A 25,771-nucleotide genomic window follows, 5' to 3' on the forward strand; every position below is an offset into this window, starting at 1 on the left:
GAAAGAGGGTATCTAGATATGTATCAGTACAGCAACACCACAACTCCAATAGGTACTATTTATGTAGTATGTGATGCAAACCATTTAGTTAGAATCGAGTTTGATAAGGAATTCCTTCAGAAAGATAAGGACGCTGATTTATACAAATACGCTCCTGATGATCCATTATGTGAGTTGGTTATCACCCAATTAGAAGAATATTTTGCGGGTATTCGTTCAGAGTTTGAAGTGCCTTTTCATTTGGAAGGGACAGTATTTCAAAAGGAAGTCTGGAAGGCATTGAGCAACATCCAGTATGGAGAAGTGAAATGCTATCAAGACATTGCGAAAGAAATAAACCGACCGTTAGCAGTCAGGGCGATCGGACAAGCGAACCGAAGAAATCCACTGCCTATTGTCATACCTTGCCATCGTGTCATTGGGAAGAATAAAGATTTGGTAGGTTATGCCGGAGATAAAATTGGGATGAAAGAAGAGCTGTTAAAATTAGAAGGCGTATTGGTATAGCGCTGAAAACGAAATAATGTGGAAACTATGTGCGATAGTGTTTATGCTATCGTATTTTTTTTGCTCGTAAAGAAGGAAGCATGTATCAATTTTTCATTTTCTTCATATAATTTACTAAAACTAAAAAAGTTGCTCAAGGGCAAAATTGGAGATGAACAAAATGGGAAAAAATAATAAAATCATCTTTTATACAGAGGTATTAACAAAACTAAACATTATCAGTGTCGAGGAAAAAGGGTCAATATTAAAAAAAGATAAGAAAAAAGGTTGATTTCACCTTGTAATTAGATTACTATCTAATTAGATAAGTATCTAATTAATGTGAAGGGGTGGATTATCCTGCAACTGGATAAACTCGTCAACTATTACAAAGTCATGGGCGATACAACTAGAATCAAATTGCTGGTCTTGTTATCTACCGAAGAACCACTAAGTGGACAAGAATTAGCAGAAAGATTAGGGGTAAAACCACCGACAATTTCCCATCATATCGCCAAGCTGAAAGAAATAAGTGCAGTGTACGAAAGAAGAGAAAAAAATACTGTCTATTATTACTTGAATCAAAAAGCTCTAAGACAACATAGTGAAGGTCTTTTTATCGTGTTAGAAAGAAGCGGAAAAGGGGAGAGGACAATGGAAGAGCAAAAAGAGAGAGAACAAATCTTGCAGAATTTCCTTGCTGAAGATGGAAAATTGAAAAACATTCCAGCCCAGAGGAAGAAGAAATTGATTATATTTGAACATATTTTGAAAGACTTAGAGATGGGTAAAAAGTATAGTGAAAAGGAAATTAATGAGCATATAAAACAATTTCATGAAGACTTTGCAACGATACGCAGGGAATTCATTATCAATCATTACATGTACCGTGAAGCAGGAATATACGAACTAAACCCAACAGAAATGTGGGCGAAATAAGAACAAAGGGTCATTCAAGACTATTAAACTTTAGTTGTTTGGCTAATTGCCGCTGTTACTTTCCGCAAATGGCTGCGCTTTCCGCGGGGCGACCTTGAGCCTCCTCGGCTTTGCCTGCGGGGTCTCAACATTGTCGCTACTCCCCCGCAGGAGTCTACGCCATTTGCTTCAATCCACAGCTAGAAATCAAATAGAAAAATATTTAAAAGGGGAGGCATATAAAATGAACGTAGAATTAACGAGATTTAGGGTTAAAGAAGGTAAATCAGACCGAGTAAAAGAATGGTTGAAGTTTTTGAAGGATAATATGAAAGATGTTCTTGTTACGTTAGAGGGAGAGAATATGTATGTTGAAACCATTTTTAGGGAGAATCTAAATGGTGAAGAGTTTTTATATTGGTATTCAGTGCAAGGTGAAGGAGGACAAGAAGTAGATCAATCAGAACATTGGATAGATAAAAAGCATTTAGAGTTTTGGAATGAATGTATAGACGCTACCTTTAAACCAATCGACTTAAAGACAGAAGTGATTATGATACCTCAAAAGGTAAGAAACAGTATGATTTAACCCATAATTATAATAAACATGCTAATAAGGACACCCTGTTGATTGCAGTGGAAGGCGCGAAGACTCCTATGGGAGGAAGGGACAGGGAAGACCCCGCAGGGCATTAGCCCGAGGAGGCTTCCGGACCGCCCATGGAAAGCGAAGCGCCTGAAACGGAAATCAACAGTAAGTGTAATTTTTACGTAATGAAATCATTGTCTATTAATCTTTAAAAAGTAAAGAAATTGCTTTTGTGTAATCGCCTCTGATGATGCCTTTTTCGGTAATGATGGCGGTAATCAGTTCGCTTGGAGTAACGTCAAATGCCGGGTTAAAAACTGAAATGTCATCTGGAGCAATTTGTTTCCCTCCGAGGTGGGTAATTTCCTCAGGGCTTCTTTCCTCGATTTCAATTTCCTCTCCAGTTTGCTTCGATAAATCAAAAGTAGATAAAGGTGCAGCTACATAAAACGGAATACCAAAAGCTTTAGCGAGAATGGCAAGTCCGTATGTGCCAATTTTGTTTGCGGTGTCTCCATTGGCAGTGATTCGGTCAGCGCCGACTATAACAGCTGAAATATTCTTGGTCTTAATGGTGTGCGCAGCCATATTATCGGTAATTAACGTTACATCCACTCCCGATTGTTGCAGCTCCCAGGCAGTTAATCGCGATCCCTGTAGAACTGGTCTTGTTTCACAGGCAAAAGCACTTAATGGGAACTCTTTTTCTTTTGCCAAATGAAATGGAGCTAATGCTGTTCCGTAACGGGCCGTTGCAATAGATCCTGCATTACAGATGGTCAGCAGTTTATCGTTTTTTTGAAACAAGGAAAGAGCATGCTCGCCGATAAGCCTGCATGTTGCTTCGTCCTCGAGTTGGATTTGAATTGCTTCATGAACAAGATTTGTTTTTGCTTCGTTCACGGAAGAAGCGTGCAAAGACACTTGTAGGAGTCGGTCGATTGCCCAAAAAAGGTTTACTGCTGTCGGACGAGAAGTTGCCAAGTAGTCCCGGTCCTTTTTCAACTGGCTGTGAAATTCATCTAAATTAACTATGTTATAAGAGTTTGCAGCGAGAACAAGCCCGTATGCTGCTGTTATGCCAATTGCAGGCGCCCCCCTTACTTTAAGAGTGACAATGGCATCATAGACATCGTTAATGGTATGCAAATCAATGAAAACCGTCTCTTGAGGTAATTTCTGTTGATCTAATAATCGAATATAAGAGTCTTTCCATTCTACAGATAGCGGTAGGTTAGTAGTAATTGTCATGATTTATCCATTCCCTTTTAGTTCATTCTTAAGAAGTGATTCTACATCTTGAATGTTACGGATATTTGCTGCATTTTTAATTAGTGTTTGCCCTAATAACAAAGCTTGTTGTTTTACTGAAATTTTGCGCTCATAAGGTTTGAGGCTATCAAGGTCAGCTACATGCGCCAAACCAATGGTTCGACGAATAACCTCACATCCGGCAAATCCAATTGCATCAGTAAAGACTTTTTTCAGGAAGAAATCCAAGTAGCCTGGTGTTTGCGTGAAATGTTCCACACTGTTTGTCTTCCATAAGTCAGAGAAGGTAAAAGTGAATCCTTCCCAAACTTGATAAAGGTGGGAAGTGATGCTGGCCCTTTGACTGTCGTCTCTGGTGATTGCTTGCAAGAGGATATTGGCAAAGAACTGTCCAACATCAAAGCCGATCGGTCCGAAAAATGCAAATTCAGGGTCAATAACTTTAGTATCGATTTCACTCGCAAAGATGCTTCCTGTATGGAGGTCCCCATGTAGAAGTGCTTCTCCGTTGGTTAAAAATGTGTATTTCAGTTTTGCCACTTCAAGCTTTAATTCCGCATCATTCCAAATATCCTCGACCGAACCAAGCAGCTCAGGCTCATAATCGTTGGTCTCACTTTCATAAAAAGGGTCTGTAAACACTAGATCTTCGGTAATCTTACAAAGCTCTGGATTTGCAAATGCCTGCTGAAGGTTTTTCTTCTCTTGTTGATTTAATCCAAAATCAGAAGTGTAAAACAATGTTTTCGCTAAGTATTCACCAATATGCTTTGACAGAAGCGGAAAGTCCTTGCCATCTAGAAAACCATTTCGAACGATTTCCAAATGGGAGAGGTCTTCCATGATCGTTATCGCTAATGCTTCGTTTGTATAATAAACTTTCGGAATAAGATTAGGTACCAAAGTAGCGGCGTTCTTCAAGTAATTTCCTTCTATTGTTGCTCTGTGCAAGGTCAACGGCCAGCTTTCTCCAACAACCTTTGCATAAGGCAATGCCTGCTTAATAATAATTCCTGTGTTATTTTCGTCTCTAATGTGAAAGACAAGGTTCAAATTTCCATCACCGATTTCACGGCAATGCAATAGCGCACCATCTTTGAAAAATTCAAGATCTTTCGCTAGTGAAATAGCGGTTGATTCTGTTAACGGCTCGTATTCTGTAGTTGCTGTAATGGTCATATTTATTACCCCCGTGTGATTTATTGATTAGTAACGGGGCATTTATTTAAAAATAAAAGCCCCTTTCCATAAGAAAGAGGCTTGAAGAGTAGACTTCTCCCCTCTTATCTGCCAGAAATAACTTCTGCTGGAATTAGCACCGTGCCTTATGAACTAATACGTTCGGCGTCCACAAATGTGTAACGCCCTGTTTCACAACAGTATTACGGTCGGTTGCTGGGTTTCATAGGGCCAAATCCCTCCACCTGCTCTTGATAAGAGATCACAATCATTAAATTGTGAATGTATGAAATTGTGTGAAAATTATTGCTTGATGAAAATAATAACAAGACGCCGGGAAAATTGTCAACAAGTTTTTTGAAAAATCTTTGTTGTAACCAATATCAGATTATTTAAAGAATTTAATGGAATTGTATGAATTGTTTGGTTAAAACCTTGAAAAAATGCTAGGCACCTGTTATTATTAAACTATTATTTTTGTTCGTGAATATGGAAAGTCAGAAACACGTTTTCGTCTTGAAATGTTTGAAAGAGCAAGAATAGTAATATTTACGTGGGTTAACCACAAGGAGGAACAAACATGTTACAAGGTAAAGTAAAATGGTTCAATGCAGAAAAAGGTTTTGGATTCATCGAAGTTGAAGGTCAAGACGACGTATTCGTACACTTCTCCGCAATCCAAGGCGAAGGTTTCAAAACTTTAGAAGAAGGCCAAGAAGTATCTTTCGAAATCGTTGAAGGTGCTCGTGGACCTCAAGCTGCTAACGTTACAAAATAATGCTAGCCAAATAGAAAAGGACTCCACTCCGGAGTCCTTTTTGTTTTGGAAGAATAAGAGAATATGTAATACAGTTGATTTCCGTTCCAGGCGCTTCGCTTGCCTGCGGGCCTTCCACTCCAATCAACAAGGTGGCTTCATTCATTTAAGGGTTAGTGAAAAGCCCTCTAACCGGGTTAGCTGTAAAAGGATTAACGTAACTTTACGCAATGTTCAGCTGTGGATTGGAGCAAATGGCGGAGACTCCAGCGGGGGAGTAACGGTAGGTTGAGACCCCGCAACGAAGTGAGGAGGCTCCAGCGCCGTCCCGCGGAAAGCGAGAAGCCAATTGCGAAAAGGAACAGCGGCGACTAAGCAATCAACTAAAGTAAAAAGATTAATAGTATTGTGGTCTTCGGTCTTCAAAGATTGGGATTCTTTTTCTTACTTCCTCCACCTTATCCAAATCTATCTCAGCTGTAATAATTTCCTCATCTTCCCCGGCTTCAGCCACAATTTCTCCCCAAGGATCAATAATCATCGAGTGCCCTGCAAAAGCATTCTTCGGATCAGCACCAGAACGATTACATGCAATTACATAGCACTGGTTCTCAATGGCCCTTGCAATAAGAAGGGTACGCCAATGATCAACCCTTGCCAAAGGCCACTCTGCAACAACGAATATCGCTTTTGCATCTTTAGTGGTATGCGCGCGGATCCATTCAGGAAAACGGATATCATAGCAAATGAATCCTGCACATGTTTCTCCGTCAAGCTCAAACATCCCATCCGTCTTTCCTGGCTGAAGGAAATGATGCTCGTCCATCAAGCGGAAAAGGTGTAATTTACTATATTCGCCGGCAACTTCGCCATCTTTGTTAACCGTAATCATCGTATTATAAATTCCTTTGTTCGTTTTTTTCGCGACCGAACCGCCCACAATGTGTGTTTTTAGTTCTTTTGCAGCAGATTTAAGGAATTTGGTCGTGACAAAACCGCCAGAATCGGCAATTTTATCAAGGCGCCCGAGATCATATCCTGTAGACCACAGTTCAGGAAGAACAATGATATCAGGTCGATCTTTTCCTGCAACTGTCAAAAGTTCACATGCTTTTTCTATATTTGCCTCGGGATCACCGAAAGCTACATCAAATTGAATACAAGCTATTTTCCATTTCATAATTTTATCCCCCCGTTGAAAAAGTACTTTACAAGTTGAATCTAACAATATATGATTTGTGACTAGGATTTCAAGAATTTTTTAAGTAGGTGAAAAAGGTGAAACACTTTCAACAATCTGAATTATTAAATACACTGCCTAAACAGTTCTTTGCTTCATTGGTTGAAAAGGTGGGGAAGGTTGTCGCACAAGGTCATGATGTGATTAATCTTGGACAAGGAAACCCTGATCAGCCGACTCCTGAACATATTGTAAAGTCGTTACAGGAAGCCGTTGAAAAACCAAATCATCATAAATATTCCCCGTTTCAGGGTCACCAATTTTTTAAAGAAGCGATTGCAACTTTTTATAAACGAGAATACGAAGTGGACATAAATCCCGATTCGGAAGTGGCCATACTCTTTGGCGGCAAGGCGGGACTGGTGGAAATTCCCCAATGTTTATTGAATGAAGGGGATACCGTTCTTGTCCCAGACCCGGGCTATCCGGATTATTGGTCTGGAGTCGCATTGGCTAAAGCTAAAATGGAATACATGCCATTAAGAGAAGTATATCATTTTTTACCAAACTATGAAGATATCAATCCGGAAGTCTTAAAAGCTGCGAAGCTCATGTTCCTCAATTATCCCAATAATCCGACAGGAGCTGTAGCGAATTCTGCTTTTTTCAAGGAAACCGTAGCACTTGCAAGTGAGCGCGATATTTGCGTTGTGCATGACTTTGCTTATGGTGCTATCGGCTTTGATGGAAAAAAACCGCTTAGCTTCTTACAGACCCCCGGTGCGAAAGATGTCGGCATTGAAATCTATACTTTGTCGAAAACTTTTAATATGGCAGGATGGCGAGTAGGGTTTGCAGTAGGGAATGAAAGTGTCATCAAAGCGATCAATCTCTTGCAGGACCATATGTATGTCAGTATTTTTGGCGCGATCCAAGAGGCGGCTGCAACTGCCTTGTTAGATAAACAAACATGTGTAGAAGAGTTGGTAGAGTTGTATGAGGAGAGACGAAACGTCCTTATTCATGGGTTACAGGAAATTGGCTGGGAAGTAATGGCGCCAAAAGGTTCTTTTTTTGCATGGTTAAAAGTTCCGGGAAGATACACATCTGAGGAGTTTGCAGACAAGCTGCTTGAAGAAGCACATGTGGTTGTAGCTCCTGGTATTGGCTTTGGATCATTTGGAGAAGGCTATGTGCGAGTCGGGCTATTAACCAGTACAGAAAGATTGCAAGAAGCAGTTCAACGAATCAGAGAGTTAAAGATTTTCTGAATAGTCTGTTGACATAAAGCCAGAATGATGGCATAATCTCAACTAGAATTCAGTAAATTTTTCAAAAGTGAATTTAATATAATCCAATCTTATCAAGAGCAGGTGGAGGGACTGGCCCGATGAAACCCGGCAACCGACTTATTCAATTAAGCACGGTGCTAAATCTTGCAGCATGAAGCTGATAGATAAGAGGACGTTAGATGGACTAACCTCTTCTTATCGAAGAGGTTTTTTGTGTTTTATCATCGATAGAAAGGGTGTACATAATGTCAGAAATTCTAGCAACCTATCTGGTTCATGATTATAAAGGGAATCTCGAAAAAAAAGCGGAAGGTATCGCACTCGGACTTACAATCGGGTCATGGACTGATCTCCCACAACTTGAGCAGGAGCAGCTGAAAAAGCATAAAGGCAGAGTGGTAAGCGTCAAAAATCTTTCGTCAAGTGACAGGGTGGATGCTTATTTTGGGAAGACGGTTACACGCGGCATCATCCAAATTGCGTATCCTAGTTTCAATTACAGCAACGACCTTCCAGCCATATTAACCACTGTATTCGGCAAGCTTTCACTGGACGGGGAGATAAAGTTGATTGACCTTGAGTTCAGTAATGACTTAAAGCAAGCATATCCTGGGCCGAAATTTGGAATAGAGGGGCTTCGCTCCATTACTGGCGTTCATAATAGACCATTCGTCATGAGCATTTTCAAAGGGGTGATCGGCAAGGACCTTGATTATCTTACTGATCAGTTGAAGGGGCAGGCACTTGGTGGAGTGGATTTCATCAAGGATGACGAAATTTTGTTTGAAAACGAACTTACCCCTTTTGAAAAAAGGATTACCGAAGGCAGAAGGATCCTGGAGGAAGTGAAGGAAGAGACAGGTCATCGTGCAAGATATGCCGTAAACCTGACAGGCCGTACGTTGGAGCTTAAAGATAAAGCAAAGAAGGCTGTAGAATTGGGTGCTGATTTTCTACTATTTAATGTTTTTGCATATGGACTTGATACCCTTCAAAGTTTGGCGGAAGACAAGGAAGTATCCATTCCGATCATGGCGCATCCGGCGGTTAGTGGAGCAGTTACCCCTTCAGAATTTTATGGGATTTCCAATGAATTGCTGTTAGGGAAACTTTTACGCTATGCAGGAGCTGACTTTTCTTTATTCCCATCTCCTTATGGAAGTGTTGCGTTGCCGAAGGAGCAGGCGCTCGGAATTCGGGATGCCCTAACAGTAGCAGACAATCAGTTTAAAACGACCCTGCCTGTGCCATCAGCTGGCATACACCCTGGACTCGTACCGATCCTTTATCAGGATTTTGGCAACGATGCGGTCATCAACGCAGGAGGAGGTGTTCACGGACATGAGCTTGGTGGGGCAGCGGGAGCAAAAGCTTTTCGTCAGGCAATAGCTGCAGTAAAGGCTGGGGAATCTCTGACAGCTTACGCACAAAAGCATCCAGAGTTAGAAGTTGCCCTGAAGCAGTGGGGAAGTGTGGAGGTTACAACATGACTGTCAATAAGCAGATGATTTTTTGTGACTTTGATGGAACCATCACCAATAGTGACAATATCATTGCCATCATGAAGAAATTTGCCCCAGAAGAATGGGACGAAATTAAAAACCAGGTACTATCCCAAGAAATCTCCATCAAGAATGGGGTAGGGAAGATGTTTGCACTTCTTCCTTCTGAGAAAAAAGAGGCTATTACGAAATATATATTAGATCACGCTGAGATACGGGAGGGGTTTAAGGAGTTTGTGGCTTTTACAAAAGAAGAGGGAATTCCCCTCTATATTGTCTCCGGCGGTATTGATTTCTTTGTGGAACCACTTTTAGAAGGATTGATAGAAGAAGCAAACATCTATTGCAATCGCTCCGATTTTTCTGGAGAAAAAATAAACATCCTTTGGCCGCATGCATGTGATGCATACTGTGACAACGATTGTGGCTGCTGCAAGCCATCGATTATCAGAAAACTTGCTGAAACAAACACCTATAAAATTGTGATCGGCGATTCCATTACAGATTTAGAAGCGGCAAAGCTAGCTGATCAAGTGATAGCGAGAGACTTTTTGATTAAAAAGTGTGAGGAGCATTCCATTGCCTTTTCCCCATTCGAAACGTTTTATGATGTGATGGATATTTTGAAAAAACGGGAGGTGACAGCATGAGTCAATTTTTAAAGAAGTGGACAGAGCTTTCGGAGGTTAAGGAAGAGCTGGCTTTTCGTGATTGGTTCTTTGGTACGAGTGGAAACCTTTCTATTAAAGTATCAGATACCCCACTGCAATTCTTGGTTTCCTCAAGCGGCAAGGATAAAAGGAAAATAACTTCAGAAGATTTCCTGCTTGTGGATGAACGCGGAAAGGCTGTAGAAAACACTGATTTGAAGCCTTCAGCAGAAACATTGCTACACCTGGAAGTTTACCGGAATACGAACGCAGGTTGTTCCTTGCATGTTCATACAGTTGATAACAATGTCATCTCTGAGTTGTATGGAGACCACGGTGAGATTAGATTCAAAGGACAGGAAATCATCAAAGCATTCGGCATATGGGAGGAAGATGCAGAAGTAAGCATCCCAATCATAAGAAACCATGCAGACATTCCAGCATTGGCAGATGAGTTTTCTCAATTTATAGATGGAGATGCTGGCGCTGTCCTCATCAGAAATCATGGTATCACTGTCTGGGGGAAAACCGCCTTTGAAGCGAAAAAATACCTAGAGGCCTGGGAGTTTCTATTTTCCTATCATTTAAAACTATTAAGTGTAAAAAACTTGGTCCAACCAAAAATATCTATTTAACCTAAGGAGGAAATGAACATGGCAGAAATCAGATTACACGAAACAGATGAAAGAATAAGTGGGAAAGAACAGGTAGAAGGCTTCCTAAATGATAATGAAGTAATTTACGAAAACTGGGACATTACGAAACTCCCTCAACACTTGCAGGAAAACTTTTCTTTAACAGATGAAAACAAAGAAGAAATCCTAACAGTTTTTAAAGATGAAATTGCTGCGATTTCTTTAAAAAGGGGTTACAAGGCACAAGATGTTATTTCTTTATCTGATACCACTCCAAACTTGGAGCAACTTCTTCAAAACTTCAATAAAGAGCACCACCATACAGATGATGAAGTACGTTTCATTGTCAGCGGCCATGGTATATTCGTTATTCAAGGAAAAGATGGTTCCTTCTTTGATGTAGAATTGGAACCTGGCGATTTAATCTCTGTGCCTCCGAATGTCCGCCACTTTTTCACCTTAATGGAGGATCGTAAAGTAGTCGCAGTTCGAATCTTCGTTACCACAGAAGGTTGGGTACCTATTTACGAAAAAGAAGAAGTAAATAACTAATTAAAAAAACAGATGACTTTGCTTTGGCGGGGTCATCTGTTTTTTTAAGTTAAGAAATAGCAAAATCCGGTTGATTTCCGTTCCAGGCGCTTCGCTTGCCTGCGGGCGGTCCGTGAGCCTCCTCACTCCGTTGCGGGGTCTCACCTGTCCCTTCCTCCCGCGGGCGTCTGCGCGCCTTCCACTCCAATCAACAAGGTGACTCATTTCCTTTAGGGTTTGTGAAAAATCATCTAACGGATTTAAGTGAGGAAGCACTAACATCTCGTTCACGCAATTTCTAGCTGTGGATTGGAGCAAATGGCGAAGACTCCTGCGGGGGAGTAACGGTAGGTTGAGACCCCCGCAACGGAGTGAGGAGGCTCAAGCGCCGTCCCGCGGAAAGCGAAGCCATTTGCGGAAAGGAACAGCGGTGATTACCCAACCAATTAAAGTTTTTTTCTTACTCTACATGACTACTTTATCTGTCTAGAGGGAATATAATGGTATGAAACAGAGATAGATTTAGGAGGAAAGCAAATGGAGCATGTGGTGATTATTGGTGGCATTGCAGGGGGAATGAGCGCTGCCTCCAAGCTAAGAAGACTAGATGAAACGATAAAAATCAGTGTATTTGAAAAAGATGAGCATGTTTCATATGGAGCATGCGGATTGCCATATTACATATCTGGTGTCACAGAATCTCATAAAGATCTGCTAGCTAGAACGGTAGAAGAATTTGAAGAACGAGATATTGCCGTGCATATCCATCATGAGGTGACAGATGTAGATCCCTCAAATAAAAGGGTGAAGGTGAAAAACCTTAAATCAGGTGAAGAAACATATGTCCACTACGATAAATTATTGATTGCAACAGGAGCCAAACCCATCGTTCCGCCTTTTATCCCGAAAGAGGCAAGCAATGTGCATACATTGAAGACACTGAATGATGGAATAGAAATGCGTAAGTACTATCAGGAGGAAAATATCAAAAGGGTAGGCATCATAGGTGGGGGATATATCGGAATGGAGCTTGTCGAAACCATGGTAGAGCTTGGCAAAGAGGTGTTCGTCATAGAGCTACAAAGTCAGATTCTACCAAATTATGATGAGGAAATGGCCAAGATTATTTCTGATTCCCTGCAAAATAGAGTTGGAATGCGAACAAGCCAAGAAGTAAAAGAACTTAAAATGGCACAGGGAAAAGTGACAAGCATTGTGACAGACAAAAATTCATATGAAGTTGATGCGGTTATTGTAAATATCGGAATAAAACCTAACACGGAATTTATAAATGAGTTAGGCTTAGATATGTTGGAAAACGGCGCGCTCATTGTTAATTCCCATCAAGAAACGAGCATCAAATCCATTTATGCAGCAGGAGATTGTGCAACTAGCAATCACCTTCTCTTAAATAAACCTGTAAACATAGCCCTCGGTACAACAGCCAATAAACATGGGAGGGTGGCTGCTGACAATCTTGCTGGTATTCCAACAAAATTTGATGGCATCCTTGGAACAAATGTAGTGAAGATTCTAGAGTGGACGGCAGCTATGACTGGAATCACCGAGAAACAAGCACAGGAGGAGAACTTAGATATTGAAACAGTGGTTATTGAAACAAATAATCATGCCTCCTATTATCCTGGTGCAGAAAAGATCCATATTAAGCTTGTATATGAAAAAGAATCACAAAAGCTCCTGGGAGCTCAGCTTGTTGGAAAAGATGAATCCATTGCAAAAAGGCTTGATGTTTTTGCGACAGCCATTACTTGCGGCTTGACGACAAGCCAAATTGCTATGCTGGATTTGAGTTATGCTCCTCCGTATGCTACCGTATGGGATGCCGTTCAAGTGGCTGCAAATGCGGCAAAATAAATAGAACAAATGTAAATAAATTGTGTTAATATTATGAATTTTCTTTACCTTAGAAAGGGAATATGCTACTGTTATAGTAGTTTTATAACTTACATATTCTAGAGAGAAACTGCCTAAGGAGTGAGAGACATGAAGGTGCGTTACAATTTTGTACCAAAGCATGATGTGGAGTTCTGTGAACCGACTTACACGATTAAGCAAGCTTATGAGAAAATAAAGGATACAGGCTACAGGTGCATTCCCATTCTTTCCAACGATGGGCATACATTTTTAGGCTTGGTGTACAAAGTTCACTTATTAGATTATCTATATGAACAAAAAGGAAGTCCCGACGATTCAGTTGAAGTATTGATCCAAAACCAAGATGCTTTTATTTTCGAGGAAGATTCTTTCTTTAAAGCATTTTTTACCATTAAACGACTGCCGTTTATCGCAGTGCTGAATGAAGAGAATGAATTTCTTGGAATATTGACACATGCAAACGTCATGGATGTTCTTGCTGATTCATTTGGAATGAAAACTGGCGGGTATACCCTTACAATCGCTACAATTGAGCACAAAGGAGCGATTAAGGATCTTGTTTCTATGTTAAAGGATGTCAATATCGACGGAATGCTTACACTTGATAATGGTGAAAAATATCTGCGTAGAATAATTGTCAATCTACCAGCAGAATTGCCACAAGAAAAAGTGAATAAGTTAGTGAAAAAACTTGGAGAAAAAGAATTCCGAGTCACACATGTCGATCAAATTGATGTGCAAAAATAAGAAAAAGAGCAGTTCCGAATGTGGAGCTGCTCTTTTGTTCGTTTTAGATGTAAATATGGCAGATTCATCAGTGGAGCAATATTTCTTTATCAATTAGAATGTTAGACAGTGTGACAATTTCCGCTTTTTCTTGCAGTTTAGGGATATATTGTTTTAGCACCCCTGCAGTCTTTTCCCCTACAAGTCCCACATGTCCAATGGCTATGATTTCATCATCCACTTCGGTTTTTTTGATGAGTTGATTGGTTTGCTTTACGATATGATTAGTTGTATAAACCTCATCAAAGAATAATTCATTCTCAAGAAATGGAACACCCAATTCGGTAGCTAATTCAGTAACAACACTCTTCTTGGTTGTTTTACTATCTAAATAATATAAGTTTCTCTCTTTGCAGATTCCTAAAATAATTCTCATGATCCGCTTGTCGGCAGTAATTTTAGAACCCATATGGTTATTAATCCCTACTGCATAAGGAACAGAATCGATAGCTGCATTAACTCTTTTATAGATTTCTTTATCAGTTAGATTAGAAGTAATGGCACCTGGTCCGAGCCAACTCCTTTTTCCTTTTAGGGGTTCCATGGGAAGATGAAGAATAACTTCATGGCCTAAGCGATGGGCCATTTCAGCGTCTTGTTCAGTGGTCGAAAGAAAAGGCATAACAGCTACGGTCAAAGGTACGGGTAAGTGAAGAATTTCCTCGGTGCCTTTCATGTTATTGCCAAAATCATCAATGACAATAGCCACTTTATTGCTAGAATGGACTTCAGCAGAAGACTTTACAGAAGGGAAACAAAGAATAAACATGCTACTCAACAGTACAACTAGTATTACTTTCATTTCTGCACCTACTTGTCTAATGATGTATTTTACTATTCGACAAAATTCGCACCAGATAATTTTTATAGAAGAGAATTAATCTCTACTCTCCCTAGATACTTTGTCCTATTATCCGCCTATTCTTAAAAAATAATTCCTTGAAAAATATGTCTAACTTTGCGATTCTATTTACATTTATAGAAATTATTGTAATAATTTCAATTGTGGAAATTGATAGAGAAGGGGCGAGTCACATTGTCTTATGAAGGGTATGTGGATCAACTGTTATTACTTATTAAAGAGAAAAGAGATACGATGATAGCAGTAGCCAATAAAACAGGTTACATAAGTGAACAAACGGTGAAATGCAGCCAAGATTTAGATAAGTTGATTTATAAATACCAAGAAATAATATTTGAGAAAAAATAATACATAAAAAAAACCGTCCAGAAGGAACGGTTAGAAAATCTGTGTTAAAAAGATCATAAATAAAAGTCCGATAATGAATGAGTAGGTGGAGGTCGTTTCATTCCCATCCCCATGACTTTCAGGAATCAATTCTTTATAGATGATATAAAGCATCGCTCCTGCTGCAAAAGCGAGCCCATATGGGACAAGAGATGAGACCACCGAAGTGAGATAGAATCCCAATAAAGCCATTGGTATTTCAACAGCCCCAGTTAAGGTGGCTACGATAAATGCCTTCCATTTAGTAATCCTCTGGTTCATTAAAAATAAAGCTACCAAAAACCCCTCTGGTGCATTTTGCAACCCTATTGCAAACGCAATTAAGTTCCCTGTATCTGCTGCATCTGATGCATAGCTTACGCCGACAGAAAGTCCCTCTGGTATATTATGTAGGGTAATCGCTGCAACAATAAGCATCGCTTTTTGGTCAAAAGCAATCCCTTTTCGATTATGTTCCAAATCAATATGGGGAATGGACCTTTCTAAAAGAGTCAAAGTAATTACCCCCAAAAGCAATCCAATTCCTAAAGGAACAAATCCTCCATATGAAAGTGCCTCCGGTATTAAACTCATGGTAGCTGCTGCCATCATGATACCAGCAGTAAATGCAAGAAGCGTATCTCTCCATCTGTGAGTCAATGTGTTTTTCAAAAATAAAATTGGTAAAGCACCTACACCTGTTGACATAGCTGCCAACACACTGCCTAATAATACTTGTGACATCGCATATATCCTTTCTCATCCTTATAAGGAAGATCTCTAATTGAGGTCTTTCGTTTTTTTATGTAACTAAGGATATTGTACCAATATTATTCTTAGAAACAAGTAAGGCGATCAGAAGAATTAGACGACATTTAAGACAAGACGTCTCTCATCTATCATCAGACATCTAAAGCGGCTTCGGAGAGGAAATATTAATTTATTGTAAATTTAATATAAAAAACTCTGTTAAAAAGTGAAAAAAGTGCAATGAAAAGTAAATATTTTTAACATTTTGTAAAAAAACAGAAAAAATTGTAGCCGTAGCCAACTTTAATTCGTTATACTTTTAATTGTGAGAGAAACACCATCATAATTTCTTAGGGGGAAAAAGAAACATGAAAAAGTTTTTAACAATCTTTTTGGTTGCAATCCTTGCAATCAGCCTTGCTGCATGTGGCAGTAACAACTCTAGCGGAGAGAACACAAACAACAATTCAGGTTCAGACTCTGCAACTGGCGGAGAGCAAATAACTCCAGAAAAAATCGTAATGGGATTTGTACCATCTCAAGAATCCGATACAATTGCTGACACTGTAGAGCCATTGGCTGATCGTTTAGGAGAAGAGCTTGGAGTTGAAGTGGAAGGTCGTGTAATGACTGACTATACTGCTCTAATTGAAGCTATGGGTTCAAATGAAGTTCATGTTGGTTTCATTCCTGCATTTGGTTATGTTTTAGCTAATGAGCAATATGGTGCAGAAGTAATCTTGAAGTCTATCAGATATGGCAGTGGTACATACAAGGCTCAGTACATCGTAAGAGCAGATTCTGGAATTGAATCACTTGCTGATCTTGAAGGTAAAATTTGGGCATACCCTGATGCTGCTTCTACATCTGGATTCCTATTCCCAGCATCTCAATTAATGGACGAGTTTGACATTGCAAGTGCACAAGATTTACAAACTAGCTTTTTCTCTGACACTCTTCAATCCGGTGGACATGATACAGCTGCAATCGCAGTATACGAAGGTGATGCTGATGTAGCAACTACTTTCGATGATGTTCGTACAGGTTTAGAAGAAGAATACCCAGACATTATGGAAAAAACAAAGATCCTTGGTTACACAGATGAAATCCCTAACGATACAATCTCTGTAACAAAAGAATTAGATGATGAATTAGTACAAAAAATTAAAGATACATTCCTTTCTTTCAATGAAGATGAAGATATGATCAAAATCATGAACGAAGTTTACAGCTGGGACGAAATCAGTGAAGCTACTGATGAAGAATACAAAGTTGTAAAAGAAACTTATGAGAAATTCAAGGATTCTATTTCTTTCTAATTTTATATGATTTGCAATCTAGGGGGAGGTTGCTTCCCCTATTTTGTTTTGTATGTTAAGAATTAAGGGGGTTTGCAACATGATACAGTTCAAAGATGTTTCCTTGGTTTATCCAAATGGAACGCAAGGGTTGAAGAATATTAATGTGACTATTAATGAGGGCGAATTTGTGGTAATTGTCGGCTTGTCCGGTGCAGGTAAATCAACATTTATAAGAAGTATTAACAGATTGGTTACTCCGACTGATGGAGAGCTAAATGTAGACAATGAAAATATTTTAACTTACCGAAACAATGACTTGAGAAAATTACGAACTAAAGTGGGGATGATTTTTCAGAACTATAATCTTGTAAAAAGATCGAATGTTTTGAAAAATGTACTTGCTGGTCGTTTAGGATATACAGGAACACTTCGTTCCACCTTTAACCTATTCAAAAAAGAAGATTTAGCACTTGCTTATGAAAGCTTGAAGCGTGTAAATATAGAAGAAAAATTATATAACCGTGCGGATGAATTGAGTGGAGGACAGCAGCAACGTGTAAGTATTGCCCGTGTTTTGACGCAGAAGCCTAAATACATCCTTGCAGATGAGCCGGTTGCCTCACTTGACCCTCCAACCTCTCATCAGGTTATGACGTACCTGAAAAAGATCAATAAAGAAGATAAAATTACAACCATTGTAAACCTTCATTTTATTGATATGGCAATGGAGTATGCAGATCGTATTATTGGCATGAGAGCAGGCGAGGTAGTATTCGACGGTCCGGTATCAGAAGTGTCCGAGAAAACGTTCGAACAAATCTATGGGCGTGCAATTCGTGAGGACGATTTGCGCGGAGGTGTAGAACAGTGAAGCTAGAGGAACAAAAATCCGCACCTTCACTCCTGCCTGCCAAAACAAAAGCCAGAATATCCGTCATATTTGCTGCAGTAATAGGTTTCTATATCCTTAGTACTGTCAAAACCGGAGCTACTATTGGAGATCTGTTGGATGGGATCCCGAATATGGGAAGAGTTATCGTAAAGTTCTTCCCGCCGAATTTCAACGTTTTTGTTCATATAATTGAACCACTGGCTGTTACCATTCAAATGGCTATTATTGCAACCACTGTTGCAGCCTTTCTTTGTATCCCTTTAAGTTTATTGGCTGCACAAAACGTAACATCTAATAAATTCGTTTACACGTTTGTTCGTTCCTTTTTAAATATTTTACGTACTATCCCTGATCTGGTACTTGCTGTTATTTTCGTAGGTTTATTTGGAATAGGTGTACTGCCTGGTATTCTAGCACTTATTATCTTTTCATTAGGTATTTTAGCTAAGCTGATCAGTGAAACGATTGAGTCCGTTGATATGAATCCGATGGAAGCGATGAGCGCATCAGGAGCAAACACATTGCAAAAGATCTCTTTTGCCCTGATACCACAAGTGTTGCCTCAATTTGTTTCTTTTGTACTTTATGTATTTGAAATCAATATTCGTGCCTCTGTTGTCTTAGGATTAGTAGGAGCAGGGGGAATTGGTATTGTACTGAGTCAACAGCTTAAGTTTTACAATTACCCGAACGCGATGTTAATTATACTTGTGATATTTGTTCTGGTCGTAGTTATTGAATACATCTCAACTAAAATCAGGGAGGCGATTGTATAATGGAACTAGTATTACCTCCCAAAAAGAAGAGATCTGGATTAAAAACGCTTAGGAATTGGGGGATTTTCCTCTTTCTTACGGTGATGTATATTTGGACTTTTACAGGAATCGATATTGACTGGGGACGCGCTTTTGAAAGAATGATTAATAACTTCCAACGAGTTATTCCTAAATTGTTCAATCCGGAATGGGCATCTATTGGGAAAGTGTGGACCGCAATGGTAGAAACATTATATATTGCGTTTGCAGGTTCCTTAATGGCAGCAATCATTGCTATTCCTTTAGGGTTTATGGCTGCTCAGAATATGACAAAGAGCAAAGTCCTTACTACATTTGGCAAATGGGTCCTTAGTGGTATTCGTGCATTTCCAGACTTGATCCTGGCTATCCTGTTTGTTGTAGCCGTAGGTCCGAATCCTTTTGCTGGTGTACTTGCAATTGCCATCGGTTCTACAGGAATGCTTGGGAAATTGTATTCTGAAGTATTGGAATCCATTGATATGAACATTGTCGAAGCAATGGAAGCAAGCGGGGCGAATAAAGTCCAAATCCTGTTTCATGGTGTGATACCGCAAATCATCCCTGAATTCTTATCCTATGCAATTTATCGTTTTGAGATTGATGTACGTGCTTCTACTATCCTTGGTATCGTTGGTGCTGGAGGTATCGGGACACTTATCCAATTTGCGCAGATGAATCGTAATTGGGAAGAGATGGGACTGATCCTTTTGGTTATCGTCGTGGTGGTTACCATCATTGACTTCCTTTCTGCATCAATCCGTAAAAGAATTGTATAATCTCTATTACTGTAGGGTTGATCATGATGATCGGCCCTATCTTTCATTCTGAAAATAAATCAGGTAAAGGAGGCATCCGTTTTGAAGCTGAATTTGACCATATTAGAAACAAGTGACGTCCATGGCTCCATCGTGCCGATAAACTATGGAAATAATGAATATACACCACTGGGCCTGGCAAAGGTGTCCACCATTCTAAAAGAAGAGAGAACAAATGGGCGGCATGTATTAGTTATAGACAATGGAGACCTTATACAAGGAACGCCATTAACCTATCACTATGTAAAAAAGCAATCAAATGAAGAAAATCCAATGATTCGTGTGTTAAATCATCTAAATTATGATGCTGCAGTAGTAGGGAACCATGAGTTTAATTATGGCATGGATGTGTTGAAACAAGCTGTTAAATCTTCTGCTTTTCCATGGTTGTGTGCCAATATTCTAAATGAGCAAAGTAGAAAACCCTTTTTAGGAAAGCCTTATATCATTAAACAATATGATTCTGTTAAAGTTGCCGTCCTCGGAGTGACAACCCATTACATACCTAATTGGGAGGACCCTTCTCATCTAAAAGGCTTAACGTTTGAAGAAGCGTTAAAATCCACGGAAAAGTGGGTAGATTTTATTAAGGAAAAAGAAAATCCTGATCTACTCATAGTCAGCTACCATGGTGGATTCGAAAAGGATCCTGCTTCTGGGGAAGTAACGGAAAACCTGACCGGAGAGAATCAAGGCTATGAGATCTGTGAAAAAATAGCGGGTATCGATATTCTCCTCACAGGTCACCAGCACCGTACCATTGCAACAACGATAAATGATGTTCTTGTCCTCCAACCCGGCGTTAATGGTCAAATGGTTGGTAAAGCAACCATTTCCTTTGAAAAGACAGCAGGGAAGTGGGAGATTGCGGATAAGAAAGCGGAGTTAATACCAGTAGAACAAGTGGAACCTGATAAAAAAATAACAGAATTAATTCAAGATGATGAAACAGCCACACAAAAATGGCTTGATACACCGATGGGAAAAATTAAAGGTGCTATGTTGGTCGAAGATGCACATCAAATTCGCTTAGGCGATAACCCACTAATCGAATTCATCAATAAGGTTCAAATGAAGGTATCCGGTGCAGATATTTCTAATACTGCTCTATTTCATAATAACTCTCCTGGGTTTCCAACGAGTGTAACTATGAGAGACATTGTTTCAAATTATATCTATCCAAATACATTGAAGGTAATTAAAATTACAGGCCAAGATATAAAGGATGCCCTTGAGAGATCTGCCTCTTATTTTATGATTGGAAAAAGCGGCGAATTAGAGGTGAACCCTTCCTTTACCACCCCAAAACCGCAACATTATAATTACGACATGTGGGAGGGTATTGAGTATATCTTGGACATCAGGAAGCCAATTGGGGAGAGAGTAGTGAAATTAGCAAGAGACGGGCGTGAAATCGATAGGAATCAAGAATTCGAAGTGGTTATGAACAACTACCGTGCAGGCGGTGGCGGTGACTATACCATGTATCGAGATAAACCGGTAGTAAAGGATATCCCTATGGACATGTCCGAACTAATTGCTAACTACATTCTTGAAGAAAAAGTGATAGAAGCGACAGTAGATCGGAACTGGAAGGTAATATGGAAAGATGAAGACAATTAATAGAACTTAAAATTTTACAATTTCTTGAATTTTAATTGACGAATCAAGTCAAGTACTATACCATTAGTCTTAATTCAAGATATTTTTTAAAAAAGGAATGACTATTATGGCAGAAAGACACGAGCTCGACACTTCACTCAAGTTATTTATTGTTCTTTCCAGAGCGTTTCGTGCATTGAATGACAAAGCAAACCAATCTATCCAAAGCTTTAAATTGAATCCAACCGAATTCGCAGTGCTAGAACTTCTCTACCACAAAGGGGAGCAACCATTACAGCAGATCGGCGGAAAAATATTATTGGCAAGCGGCAGCATCACATATGTAGTCGATAAATTGGAAAACAAAGGACTCCTTGTCCGGAAAGCTTGTCCAAAAGACAGAAGAGTAACCTACGCCCAAATAACGGACGAAGGAAAACAACTACTGAATGAAATATTCCCAAAACACGAACAGCACATCCACACCCTAGTGGACGGCCTCACCCAACAAGAAAAAGAACAAGCCATCCAACTCATCAAAAAACTCGGCCTAAACGCCCAACAAAAAGACTGACCTTTAGAGGTTGGTTTTTTTGTGGATTTTTGTTGTAAAAAAATTTCCTTGTGGGGTCAGACCCCACAAGGAATTTCTTCTTTCATGTCGAATACTTAGTAAGGTGAAGTCTGTTTGTAAAGGGGATAATACATATGAGATTTGAAGAGTTTGGTTATTCTCGTCCTAATATGGATGAGGTGGAGAAGAGGTTTATGGCTGCTGTAGAGAAGTTTGGGGCGGCAGATTCTGTTGAATTGCAGGAAGAAGCAATTAAGGAAATTAATGAAGTGCGAAATCAATTAAGTACAGATTTTAACTTAGTTTATATTCGTCACTCCATTGATACAAATGATGAATTTTACAAAGAAGAGCAAGATTTTCTTGATGAGATCGAACCGTTGACGCAGTCCCTCGAAACAAAATTTTATAAGGCATTGGTCAAGTCACCATTCAGAAAACAACTTGAAGAAAAATGGGGAACGCAGCTTTTCGCTTTAGCGGAATGTGAATTGAAGACATTCGATGATGCGATTATCGAAGACCTTCAACTTGAAAATAAACTTTCCACCAAATACTCAAAGTTAGTTGCTTCTGCAAAAATCAATTTCAATGGAGAAGAGCTAACACTGGCACAATTGGATCCGTATACGGAGTCAGAAGATCGTGCCATTCGCAAGCAAGCAAGTGAAGCGAAATTTGGTTTCTTTCAAGAAAACCAAGAAGAGTTCGACGAAATCTTTGATCAACTTGTCAAAGTTCGTACGAAAATGGCAAAGAAGCTTGGCTACGATAGTTTCGTGGAACTTGGATATGCGCGTATGACACGTACTGATTATAATGCGGAAATGGTTGCTAAATTCCGAGATCAAGTAAAAGATTCCATCGTTCCTTTAGTAGGAAAACTTGCTGAAAGGCAGCAGGAGCGTATTGGTGTAGAATCCATGAAGTATTATGATGAAGGATTTAAATTCAAAACAGGTAATGCAAAACCAAAAGGAACACCTGAGTGGATTATTGAAAATGGTAAACAAATGTATGAAGAACTGTCTGAAGAGACGAAAGAGTTCTTCCAATTTATGATTGACAAGAACCTTATGGACCTTGTTGCGAAAAAAGGGAAGGAAGCTGGCGGATATTGCACATATATCCCGACATATAAGGCACCGTATATCTTCTCGAATTTCAACGGAACAAGTGGTGACATTGACGTTCTGACACATGAAGCGGGGCATGCATTCCAAGTCTATATGAGCCGTGATTTTGATGTGCCTGAGTATAATTGGCCGACATATGAGGCAAGGAGTTATATTCCCTTTTTGATTGGGTGAAATTCGACTTTTTCACTTGTATCAAGTTTTATATTAATTTCCCCCAAATTGTGTTTGTGTGAAATAAATAAAATCTTCAATTTAATACCAATTATTTTAATTAAATATACATATTTATGAATATTTATTTCCTCCCCAACGAATTTCTTCTGAACCCACTTTTTTGAATTCCGAATAGAAATTCCATTTATTTTTCTTATATGTCTTTATGGGTTTTGCATTTTTTAGGTATGCTCTGTACTATGCTAATTTTTATCTTCGATTAATGAGGCAGTGTTATTCAAAAAAGTAATAAAATCTTCACATTCTCACTTTACCCTGTACTATGGTACAGGGTTTATAATTTATTTGAGGTGAATGAAATGAAATATCGCATAAGTGAACTTGCAGAAAGGTGTGGAGTCAATAAAGAAACCATAAGATACTACGAAAGGTTAGGTCTCCTTTCGGAACCTTTTCGTACAAAAGCAGGATACAGGATTTATCCAGAGGAGTTTATTAATCGGCTACAGTTTATTAAACGAATGCAAGAATTAGGTTTTTCTTTATCCGAGATCGACAAACTACTTGGAGTTGTTGATAAAGACAATGACCGTTGTAGGGATATGTATGATTTTGTTGTTCTAAAAATAGATGATGTACAAAAGAAAATTAAGGACTTAAAAAGAATCGAACAGATGCTTATTCAACTGAAAGAGTGTTGTCCTGACGAAAAATCTCTCTATGAATGTCCAATTATCGAAGACTTAATGGATGGAGAGAATATTGGTAATTAACTTCTAACTAATCTAAAAGGGGATAAAGGAAAGTGTAAACAAAAATTGCTTCTATCACATCGGCATTCACAGCTTTTTTCGCCATTATATGTTGAATTGGATTTGCTATATTAATACCACTTGGTCTAAGTGGCTTGGCAGGCACATTAGCGGTTACATTCGCTCCCTTTCGCATGGTGTTTATTGTCCTTACTGTGATACTACTTGGGATCGCCCACATATTTTATTGGAGACAAAAGAATAGGTCAAAGAAACAGAAAAAAGGTTATGGACAGCTACAGTCCTTTCGGGCTTCTTACTACTTTACACCTTTTTGTCGCAAGGATTTTAGGAGGTATGATATGAGATTTACTTTAACTCTAAGTATTATTTTTCTACTAATTGGATTAACTCTATCTGGATGTGGTAATCAGGTAAACAAGTTTCGACACAACCTGAAAATTTAAAAACTGTATCGTTTATGATAAAGGGATATACATGAGAACATTGTACAAAAACAGTAGGTTCTGCTGTTAAAAAATTAAAAGGGATTGAGAAATTCGATTCGAAAGTGTCTGGCGAGTCTACGGTTACTTTTGACAGTTCAAAAGTTTCGTTTAAAAAGATTAAAAAAGTCATTACTAAGTTAGGATATGAAGTGAGTGAATAAAAACAAAAAAGGTGGGAGAAACATGGCAGATTGTTGTAGTAACCCTAAAGAAATAAAAAAGGAAAGCGTTGTTGAGGAATGCCCATCTTGTCGAAGGAAGGCTAAAAGTGTAAAGCTGATCACACTAAAATCCATGCTGAAACCATCTTCGTTAGAGACGCTGAAAGCTAAAGAAAATCACTTTTTTTGTGCAAGTGAAGACTGTGATGTTGTTTATTTTGATATGCTAAAAAAAGCATATCTTATATCCGACTTAAAAGTTGCTGTTCATCAAAAAGACAATTCCCCAACTACGCCGATTTGTTATTGTTTTGATTGGACTAAAGAAAAAATTAGTGAATATGTCGAAAATGGAAATGCTAATAAACCCGTTGAGCATATTCGTCAAAATATTAAAGAAAATCGGTGTGGGTGTGAAGTGAACAATCCACAAGGCAGTTGTTGTTTAGGTAACGTAACAGCTTTTATCAAAGGAATATCATAAATACTATCCTATTTAACATCGAGGGGCTATAGTTGAAGATGGAATTATTAGGAAGCGTGACAAAAGCAGGGGGATTTCCCTGCTTTTTCAATTTTTATGATTCAAAAGAGAGCGTCTTATTTTTTGATGCTATTATCATTTTCTATTATTCAAAGTTGCTATTGCTTTCTCTAATTTGTCGATTATTTTGCTTAATCCCATATTGGGAACTGAGGTCTTTGGTAGCTTTGTTTTCCGTTTTAGTGTTCGTTTCAATCCAAGAGCCTCCTAATTAGATTGAGTTTCTTAGCGAGCTTCTTGGTGGATGCAAATGTATTAACAATGGTATCTTTTTTCGCCTTTTCTTCAATTTCAGCCCTTCTTTCCAAAACGCATTCGGAGGTAAAGCGTTACATCGAATTCTCTCTTAGCTTGTAAGAAATGATCCATACAGATGATGTAATAAATCAAATCTTCTTTCGTCATGTTTGGAAATTCAGCTTTATCACTTTCAATTGCTTTATGAAAGAATTCTATTTTTTCTTCTGCTGACACAATGCGACCAGGGAAATTCGGTTCATCTTTCACGAAACTGTTCCTCCCATTTAAGAAACTCCACAATAAATTCAGGATCTTCACTTAACTCCTTCAACCGATCAGATGCCTTTTTGATAAGGGGATCACGCTTAAAAATCTCTCGCATTATCTGTTCCCTCGTCAAACTCTCAACGATCATAAGTGAACTCGGATTTTCTGGTTTCACATCAGGATAATGGAGTTCATGGTGTTTCCTACACATGGAAAAGTCACACTCTGCCCAATGAACAACATCTCCATTGGGATCATAGTCAAATCGATATTTTACAATGGATGCCTCACATTCTGGACACTCAAACAATTCAAACCCTTCGGGATAAAATGGCTCCTTCATGAAAACACTC

The 25,771-nt window shown here is 39.0% G+C and carries 27 protein-coding genes, 3 pseudogenes and 2 riboswitches; of the genes and pseudogenes, 23 read left to right on the top strand and 7 right to left on the bottom strand.

Annotated elements, in window-relative coordinates:
• Positions 1-18 precede the first annotated feature (18 nt).
• From K7887_RS07455 to K7887_RS07465, 3 genes are all read left to right on the top strand, one after another.
• Positions 19-507, top strand: coding sequence for a methylated-DNA--[protein]-cysteine S-methyltransferase (locus K7887_RS07455; RefSeq protein WP_223492908.1), 489 nt, complete (start codon positions 19-21; stop codon positions 505-507).
• Positions 508-846: 339 nt separating this feature from the next.
• Positions 847-1,425: a DUF2087 domain-containing protein gene (locus tag K7887_RS07460; RefSeq protein WP_223493603.1), complete on the top strand. Its 579-nt coding sequence runs from the start codon at positions 847-849 to the stop codon at positions 1,423-1,425.
• Between the two features lie 223 nt (positions 1,426-1,648).
• Positions 1,649-1,993, top strand: a complete 345-nt coding sequence (locus tag K7887_RS07465) for a DUF6176 family protein (protein WP_223492909.1) — start codon at positions 1,649-1,651, stop codon at positions 1,991-1,993.
• Between the two features lie 201 nt (positions 1,994-2,194).
• On the opposite strand, the gene mtnA is transcribed toward K7887_RS07465, so the two are convergent.
• Complete coding sequence (gene mtnA / locus K7887_RS07470) at positions 2,195-3,244, bottom strand: S-methyl-5-thioribose-1-phosphate isomerase (protein WP_223492910.1); 1,050 nt, start codon at positions 3,242-3,244, stop codon at positions 2,195-2,197.
• Between the two features lie 3 nt (positions 3,245-3,247).
• Positions 3,248-4,444: an S-methyl-5-thioribose kinase gene (gene mtnK, locus K7887_RS07475; protein ID WP_223492911.1), complete on the bottom strand. Its 1,197-nt coding sequence runs from the start codon at positions 4,442-4,444 to the stop codon at positions 3,248-3,250.
• 101 nt (positions 4,445-4,545) lie between these two features.
• Positions 4,546-4,705, bottom strand: a riboswitch (SAM riboswitch).
• A gap of 319 nt (positions 4,706-5,024) precedes the next feature.
• On the opposite strand from mtnK, the gene cspD reads away from it, so the two are divergent.
• On the top strand, positions 5,025-5,222 hold the full coding sequence (gene cspD / locus K7887_RS07480; RefSeq protein WP_010192350.1) for a cold-shock protein CspD: 198 nt from the start codon (positions 5,025-5,027) through the stop codon (positions 5,220-5,222).
• A 376-nt stretch (positions 5,223-5,598) separates the two neighbouring features.
• On the opposite strand, the gene K7887_RS07485 is transcribed toward cspD, so the two are convergent.
• Entirely contained in the window at positions 5,599-6,381 is a 783-nt protein-coding gene (locus tag K7887_RS07485) for a carbon-nitrogen family hydrolase (protein ID WP_223492912.1), read from the bottom strand.
• A gap of 98 nt (positions 6,382-6,479) precedes the next feature.
• On the opposite strand from K7887_RS07485, the gene K7887_RS07490 reads away from it, so the two are divergent.
• From K7887_RS07490 to cbpA, 7 genes are all read left to right on the top strand, one after another.
• A complete protein-coding gene (locus tag K7887_RS07490) occupies positions 6,480-7,652 on the top strand; it encodes a pyridoxal phosphate-dependent aminotransferase (protein WP_223492913.1) in 1,173 nt (390 codons plus the stop codon).
• A gap of 86 nt (positions 7,653-7,738) precedes the next feature.
• Positions 7,739-7,844, top strand: a riboswitch (SAM riboswitch).
• A gap of 74 nt (positions 7,845-7,918) precedes the next feature.
• Positions 7,919-9,163 (top strand): 2,3-diketo-5-methylthiopentyl-1-phosphate enolase, encoded by a 1,245-nt coding sequence (gene mtnW / locus K7887_RS07495; protein WP_223492914.1) that lies wholly within the window; start codon positions 7,919-7,921, stop codon positions 9,161-9,163.
• Positions 9,160-9,825, top strand: coding sequence for a 2-hydroxy-3-keto-5-methylthiopentenyl-1-phosphate phosphatase (locus K7887_RS07500; RefSeq protein ID WP_223492915.1), 666 nt, complete (start codon positions 9,160-9,162; stop codon positions 9,823-9,825). Before mtnW ends, K7887_RS07500 begins: the two co-directional genes overlap by 4 nt.
• Positions 9,822-10,460, top strand: coding sequence for a methylthioribulose 1-phosphate dehydratase (locus tag K7887_RS07505; RefSeq protein ID WP_223492916.1), 639 nt, complete (start codon positions 9,822-9,824; stop codon positions 10,458-10,460). The genes K7887_RS07500 and K7887_RS07505 overlap by 4 nt, the downstream gene beginning before the upstream one ends.
• An 18-nt stretch (positions 10,461-10,478) precedes the next feature.
• Entirely contained in the window at positions 10,479-11,012 is a 534-nt protein-coding gene (locus K7887_RS07510; protein ID WP_223492917.1) for a 1,2-dihydroxy-3-keto-5-methylthiopentene dioxygenase, read from the top strand.
• Between the two features lie 516 nt (positions 11,013-11,528).
• Positions 11,529-12,866 (top strand): CoA-disulfide reductase, encoded by a 1,338-nt coding sequence (locus K7887_RS07515; protein WP_223492918.1) that lies wholly within the window; start codon positions 11,529-11,531, stop codon positions 12,864-12,866.
• A gap of 129 nt (positions 12,867-12,995) precedes the next feature.
• Positions 12,996-13,634, top strand: a complete 639-nt coding sequence (gene cbpA / locus K7887_RS07520) for a cyclic di-AMP binding protein CbpA (RefSeq protein ID WP_223492919.1) — start codon at positions 12,996-12,998, stop codon at positions 13,632-13,634.
• A 67-nt stretch (positions 13,635-13,701) separates the two neighbouring features.
• Here the strand turns inward: cbpA and K7887_RS07525 are convergent, their stop codons facing one another.
• Entirely contained in the window at positions 13,702-14,475 is a 774-nt protein-coding gene (locus K7887_RS07525) for a divergent polysaccharide deacetylase family protein (RefSeq protein WP_223492920.1), read from the bottom strand.
• A 234-nt stretch (positions 14,476-14,709) separates the two neighbouring features.
• Between K7887_RS07525 and K7887_RS07530 the strand changes: the two genes are divergently transcribed.
• Positions 14,710-14,883, top strand: coding sequence for an aspartyl-phosphate phosphatase Spo0E family protein (locus tag K7887_RS07530; RefSeq protein ID WP_223492921.1), 174 nt, complete (start codon positions 14,710-14,712; stop codon positions 14,881-14,883).
• A 30-nt stretch (positions 14,884-14,913) separates the two neighbouring features.
• Here the strand turns inward: K7887_RS07530 and K7887_RS07535 are convergent, their stop codons facing one another.
• Positions 14,914-15,645, bottom strand: a complete 732-nt coding sequence (locus K7887_RS07535; protein ID WP_223492922.1) for a ZIP family metal transporter — start codon at positions 15,643-15,645, stop codon at positions 14,914-14,916.
• Between the two features lie 374 nt (positions 15,646-16,019).
• Between K7887_RS07535 and phnD the strand changes: the two genes are divergently transcribed.
• From phnD to K7887_RS07585, 11 genes and pseudogenes are all read left to right on the top strand, one after another.
• The gene (gene phnD, locus K7887_RS07540; RefSeq protein ID WP_223492923.1) at positions 16,020-16,970 is read left to right on the top strand and encodes a phosphate/phosphite/phosphonate ABC transporter substrate-binding protein; all 951 of its coding nucleotides are present in this window, start codon (positions 16,020-16,022) and stop codon (positions 16,968-16,970) included.
• 79 nt (positions 16,971-17,049) lie between these two features.
• Complete coding sequence (phnC, locus tag K7887_RS07545; RefSeq protein WP_223492924.1) at positions 17,050-17,823, top strand: phosphonate ABC transporter ATP-binding protein; 774 nt, start codon at positions 17,050-17,052, stop codon at positions 17,821-17,823.
• Positions 17,820-18,620, top strand: coding sequence for a phosphonate ABC transporter, permease protein PhnE (phnE, locus tag K7887_RS07550; protein WP_223492925.1), 801 nt, complete (start codon positions 17,820-17,822; stop codon positions 18,618-18,620). The genes phnC and phnE (K7887_RS07550) overlap by 4 nt, the downstream gene beginning before the upstream one ends.
• A complete protein-coding gene (gene phnE, locus K7887_RS07555; RefSeq protein WP_148964850.1) occupies positions 18,620-19,417 on the top strand; it encodes a phosphonate ABC transporter, permease protein PhnE in 798 nt (265 codons plus the stop codon). The genes phnE (K7887_RS07550) and phnE (K7887_RS07555) overlap by 1 nt, the downstream gene beginning before the upstream one ends.
• Positions 19,418-19,498: 81 nt before the next feature.
• Positions 19,499-21,079, top strand: coding sequence for a bifunctional metallophosphatase/5'-nucleotidase (locus K7887_RS07560; RefSeq protein WP_223492926.1), 1,581 nt, complete (start codon positions 19,499-19,501; stop codon positions 21,077-21,079).
• A gap of 106 nt (positions 21,080-21,185) precedes the next feature.
• Positions 21,186-21,632 carry a MarR family winged helix-turn-helix transcriptional regulator gene (locus K7887_RS07565; protein WP_223492927.1) on the top strand — a complete coding sequence of 149 codons (447 nt, stop codon included), beginning with the start codon at positions 21,186-21,188 and terminating at the stop codon, positions 21,630-21,632.
• 134 nt (positions 21,633-21,766) lie between these two features.
• Positions 21,767-22,912, top strand: a pseudogene (locus K7887_RS07570) (M3 family oligoendopeptidase); the annotation flags it as partial.
• 392 nt (positions 22,913-23,304) lie between these two features.
• Positions 23,305-23,718, top strand: coding sequence for a mercury resistance transcriptional regulator MerR (gene merR / locus K7887_RS07575; RefSeq protein WP_223492928.1), 414 nt, complete (start codon positions 23,305-23,307; stop codon positions 23,716-23,718).
• A gap of 44 nt (positions 23,719-23,762) precedes the next feature.
• A pseudogene (locus K7887_RS22950) lies at positions 23,763-24,049 on the top strand (putative mercuric transport protein).
• Positions 24,050-24,211: 162 nt separating this feature from the next.
• Positions 24,212-24,367 (top strand): annotated as a pseudogene (locus K7887_RS23065) (heavy-metal-associated domain-containing protein); the annotation flags it as partial.
• Between the two features lie 22 nt (positions 24,368-24,389).
• Complete coding sequence (locus K7887_RS07585) at positions 24,390-24,851, top strand: putative iron-sulfur cluster-binding metallochaperone (RefSeq protein ID WP_223493605.1); 462 nt, start codon at positions 24,390-24,392, stop codon at positions 24,849-24,851.
• 351 nt (positions 24,852-25,202) lie between these two features.
• On the opposite strand, the gene K7887_RS07590 is transcribed toward K7887_RS07585, so the two are convergent.
• Both K7887_RS07590 and K7887_RS07595 read right to left on the bottom strand, forming a co-directional pair.
• Complete coding sequence (locus K7887_RS07590; protein ID WP_223492929.1) at positions 25,203-25,418, bottom strand: hypothetical protein; 216 nt, start codon at positions 25,416-25,418, stop codon at positions 25,203-25,205.
• Complete coding sequence (locus tag K7887_RS07595) at positions 25,408-25,761, bottom strand: hypothetical protein (RefSeq protein ID WP_223492930.1); 354 nt, start codon at positions 25,759-25,761, stop codon at positions 25,408-25,410. Before K7887_RS07595 ends, K7887_RS07590 begins: the two co-directional genes overlap by 11 nt.
• Between the last annotated feature and the right edge of the window lie 10 nt (positions 25,762-25,771).

It is taken from the genome of Sutcliffiella horikoshii, assembly GCF_019931755.1.
GTDB lineage: Bacteria > Bacillota > Bacilli > Bacillales > Bacillaceae_I > Sutcliffiella_A > Sutcliffiella_A horikoshii_E.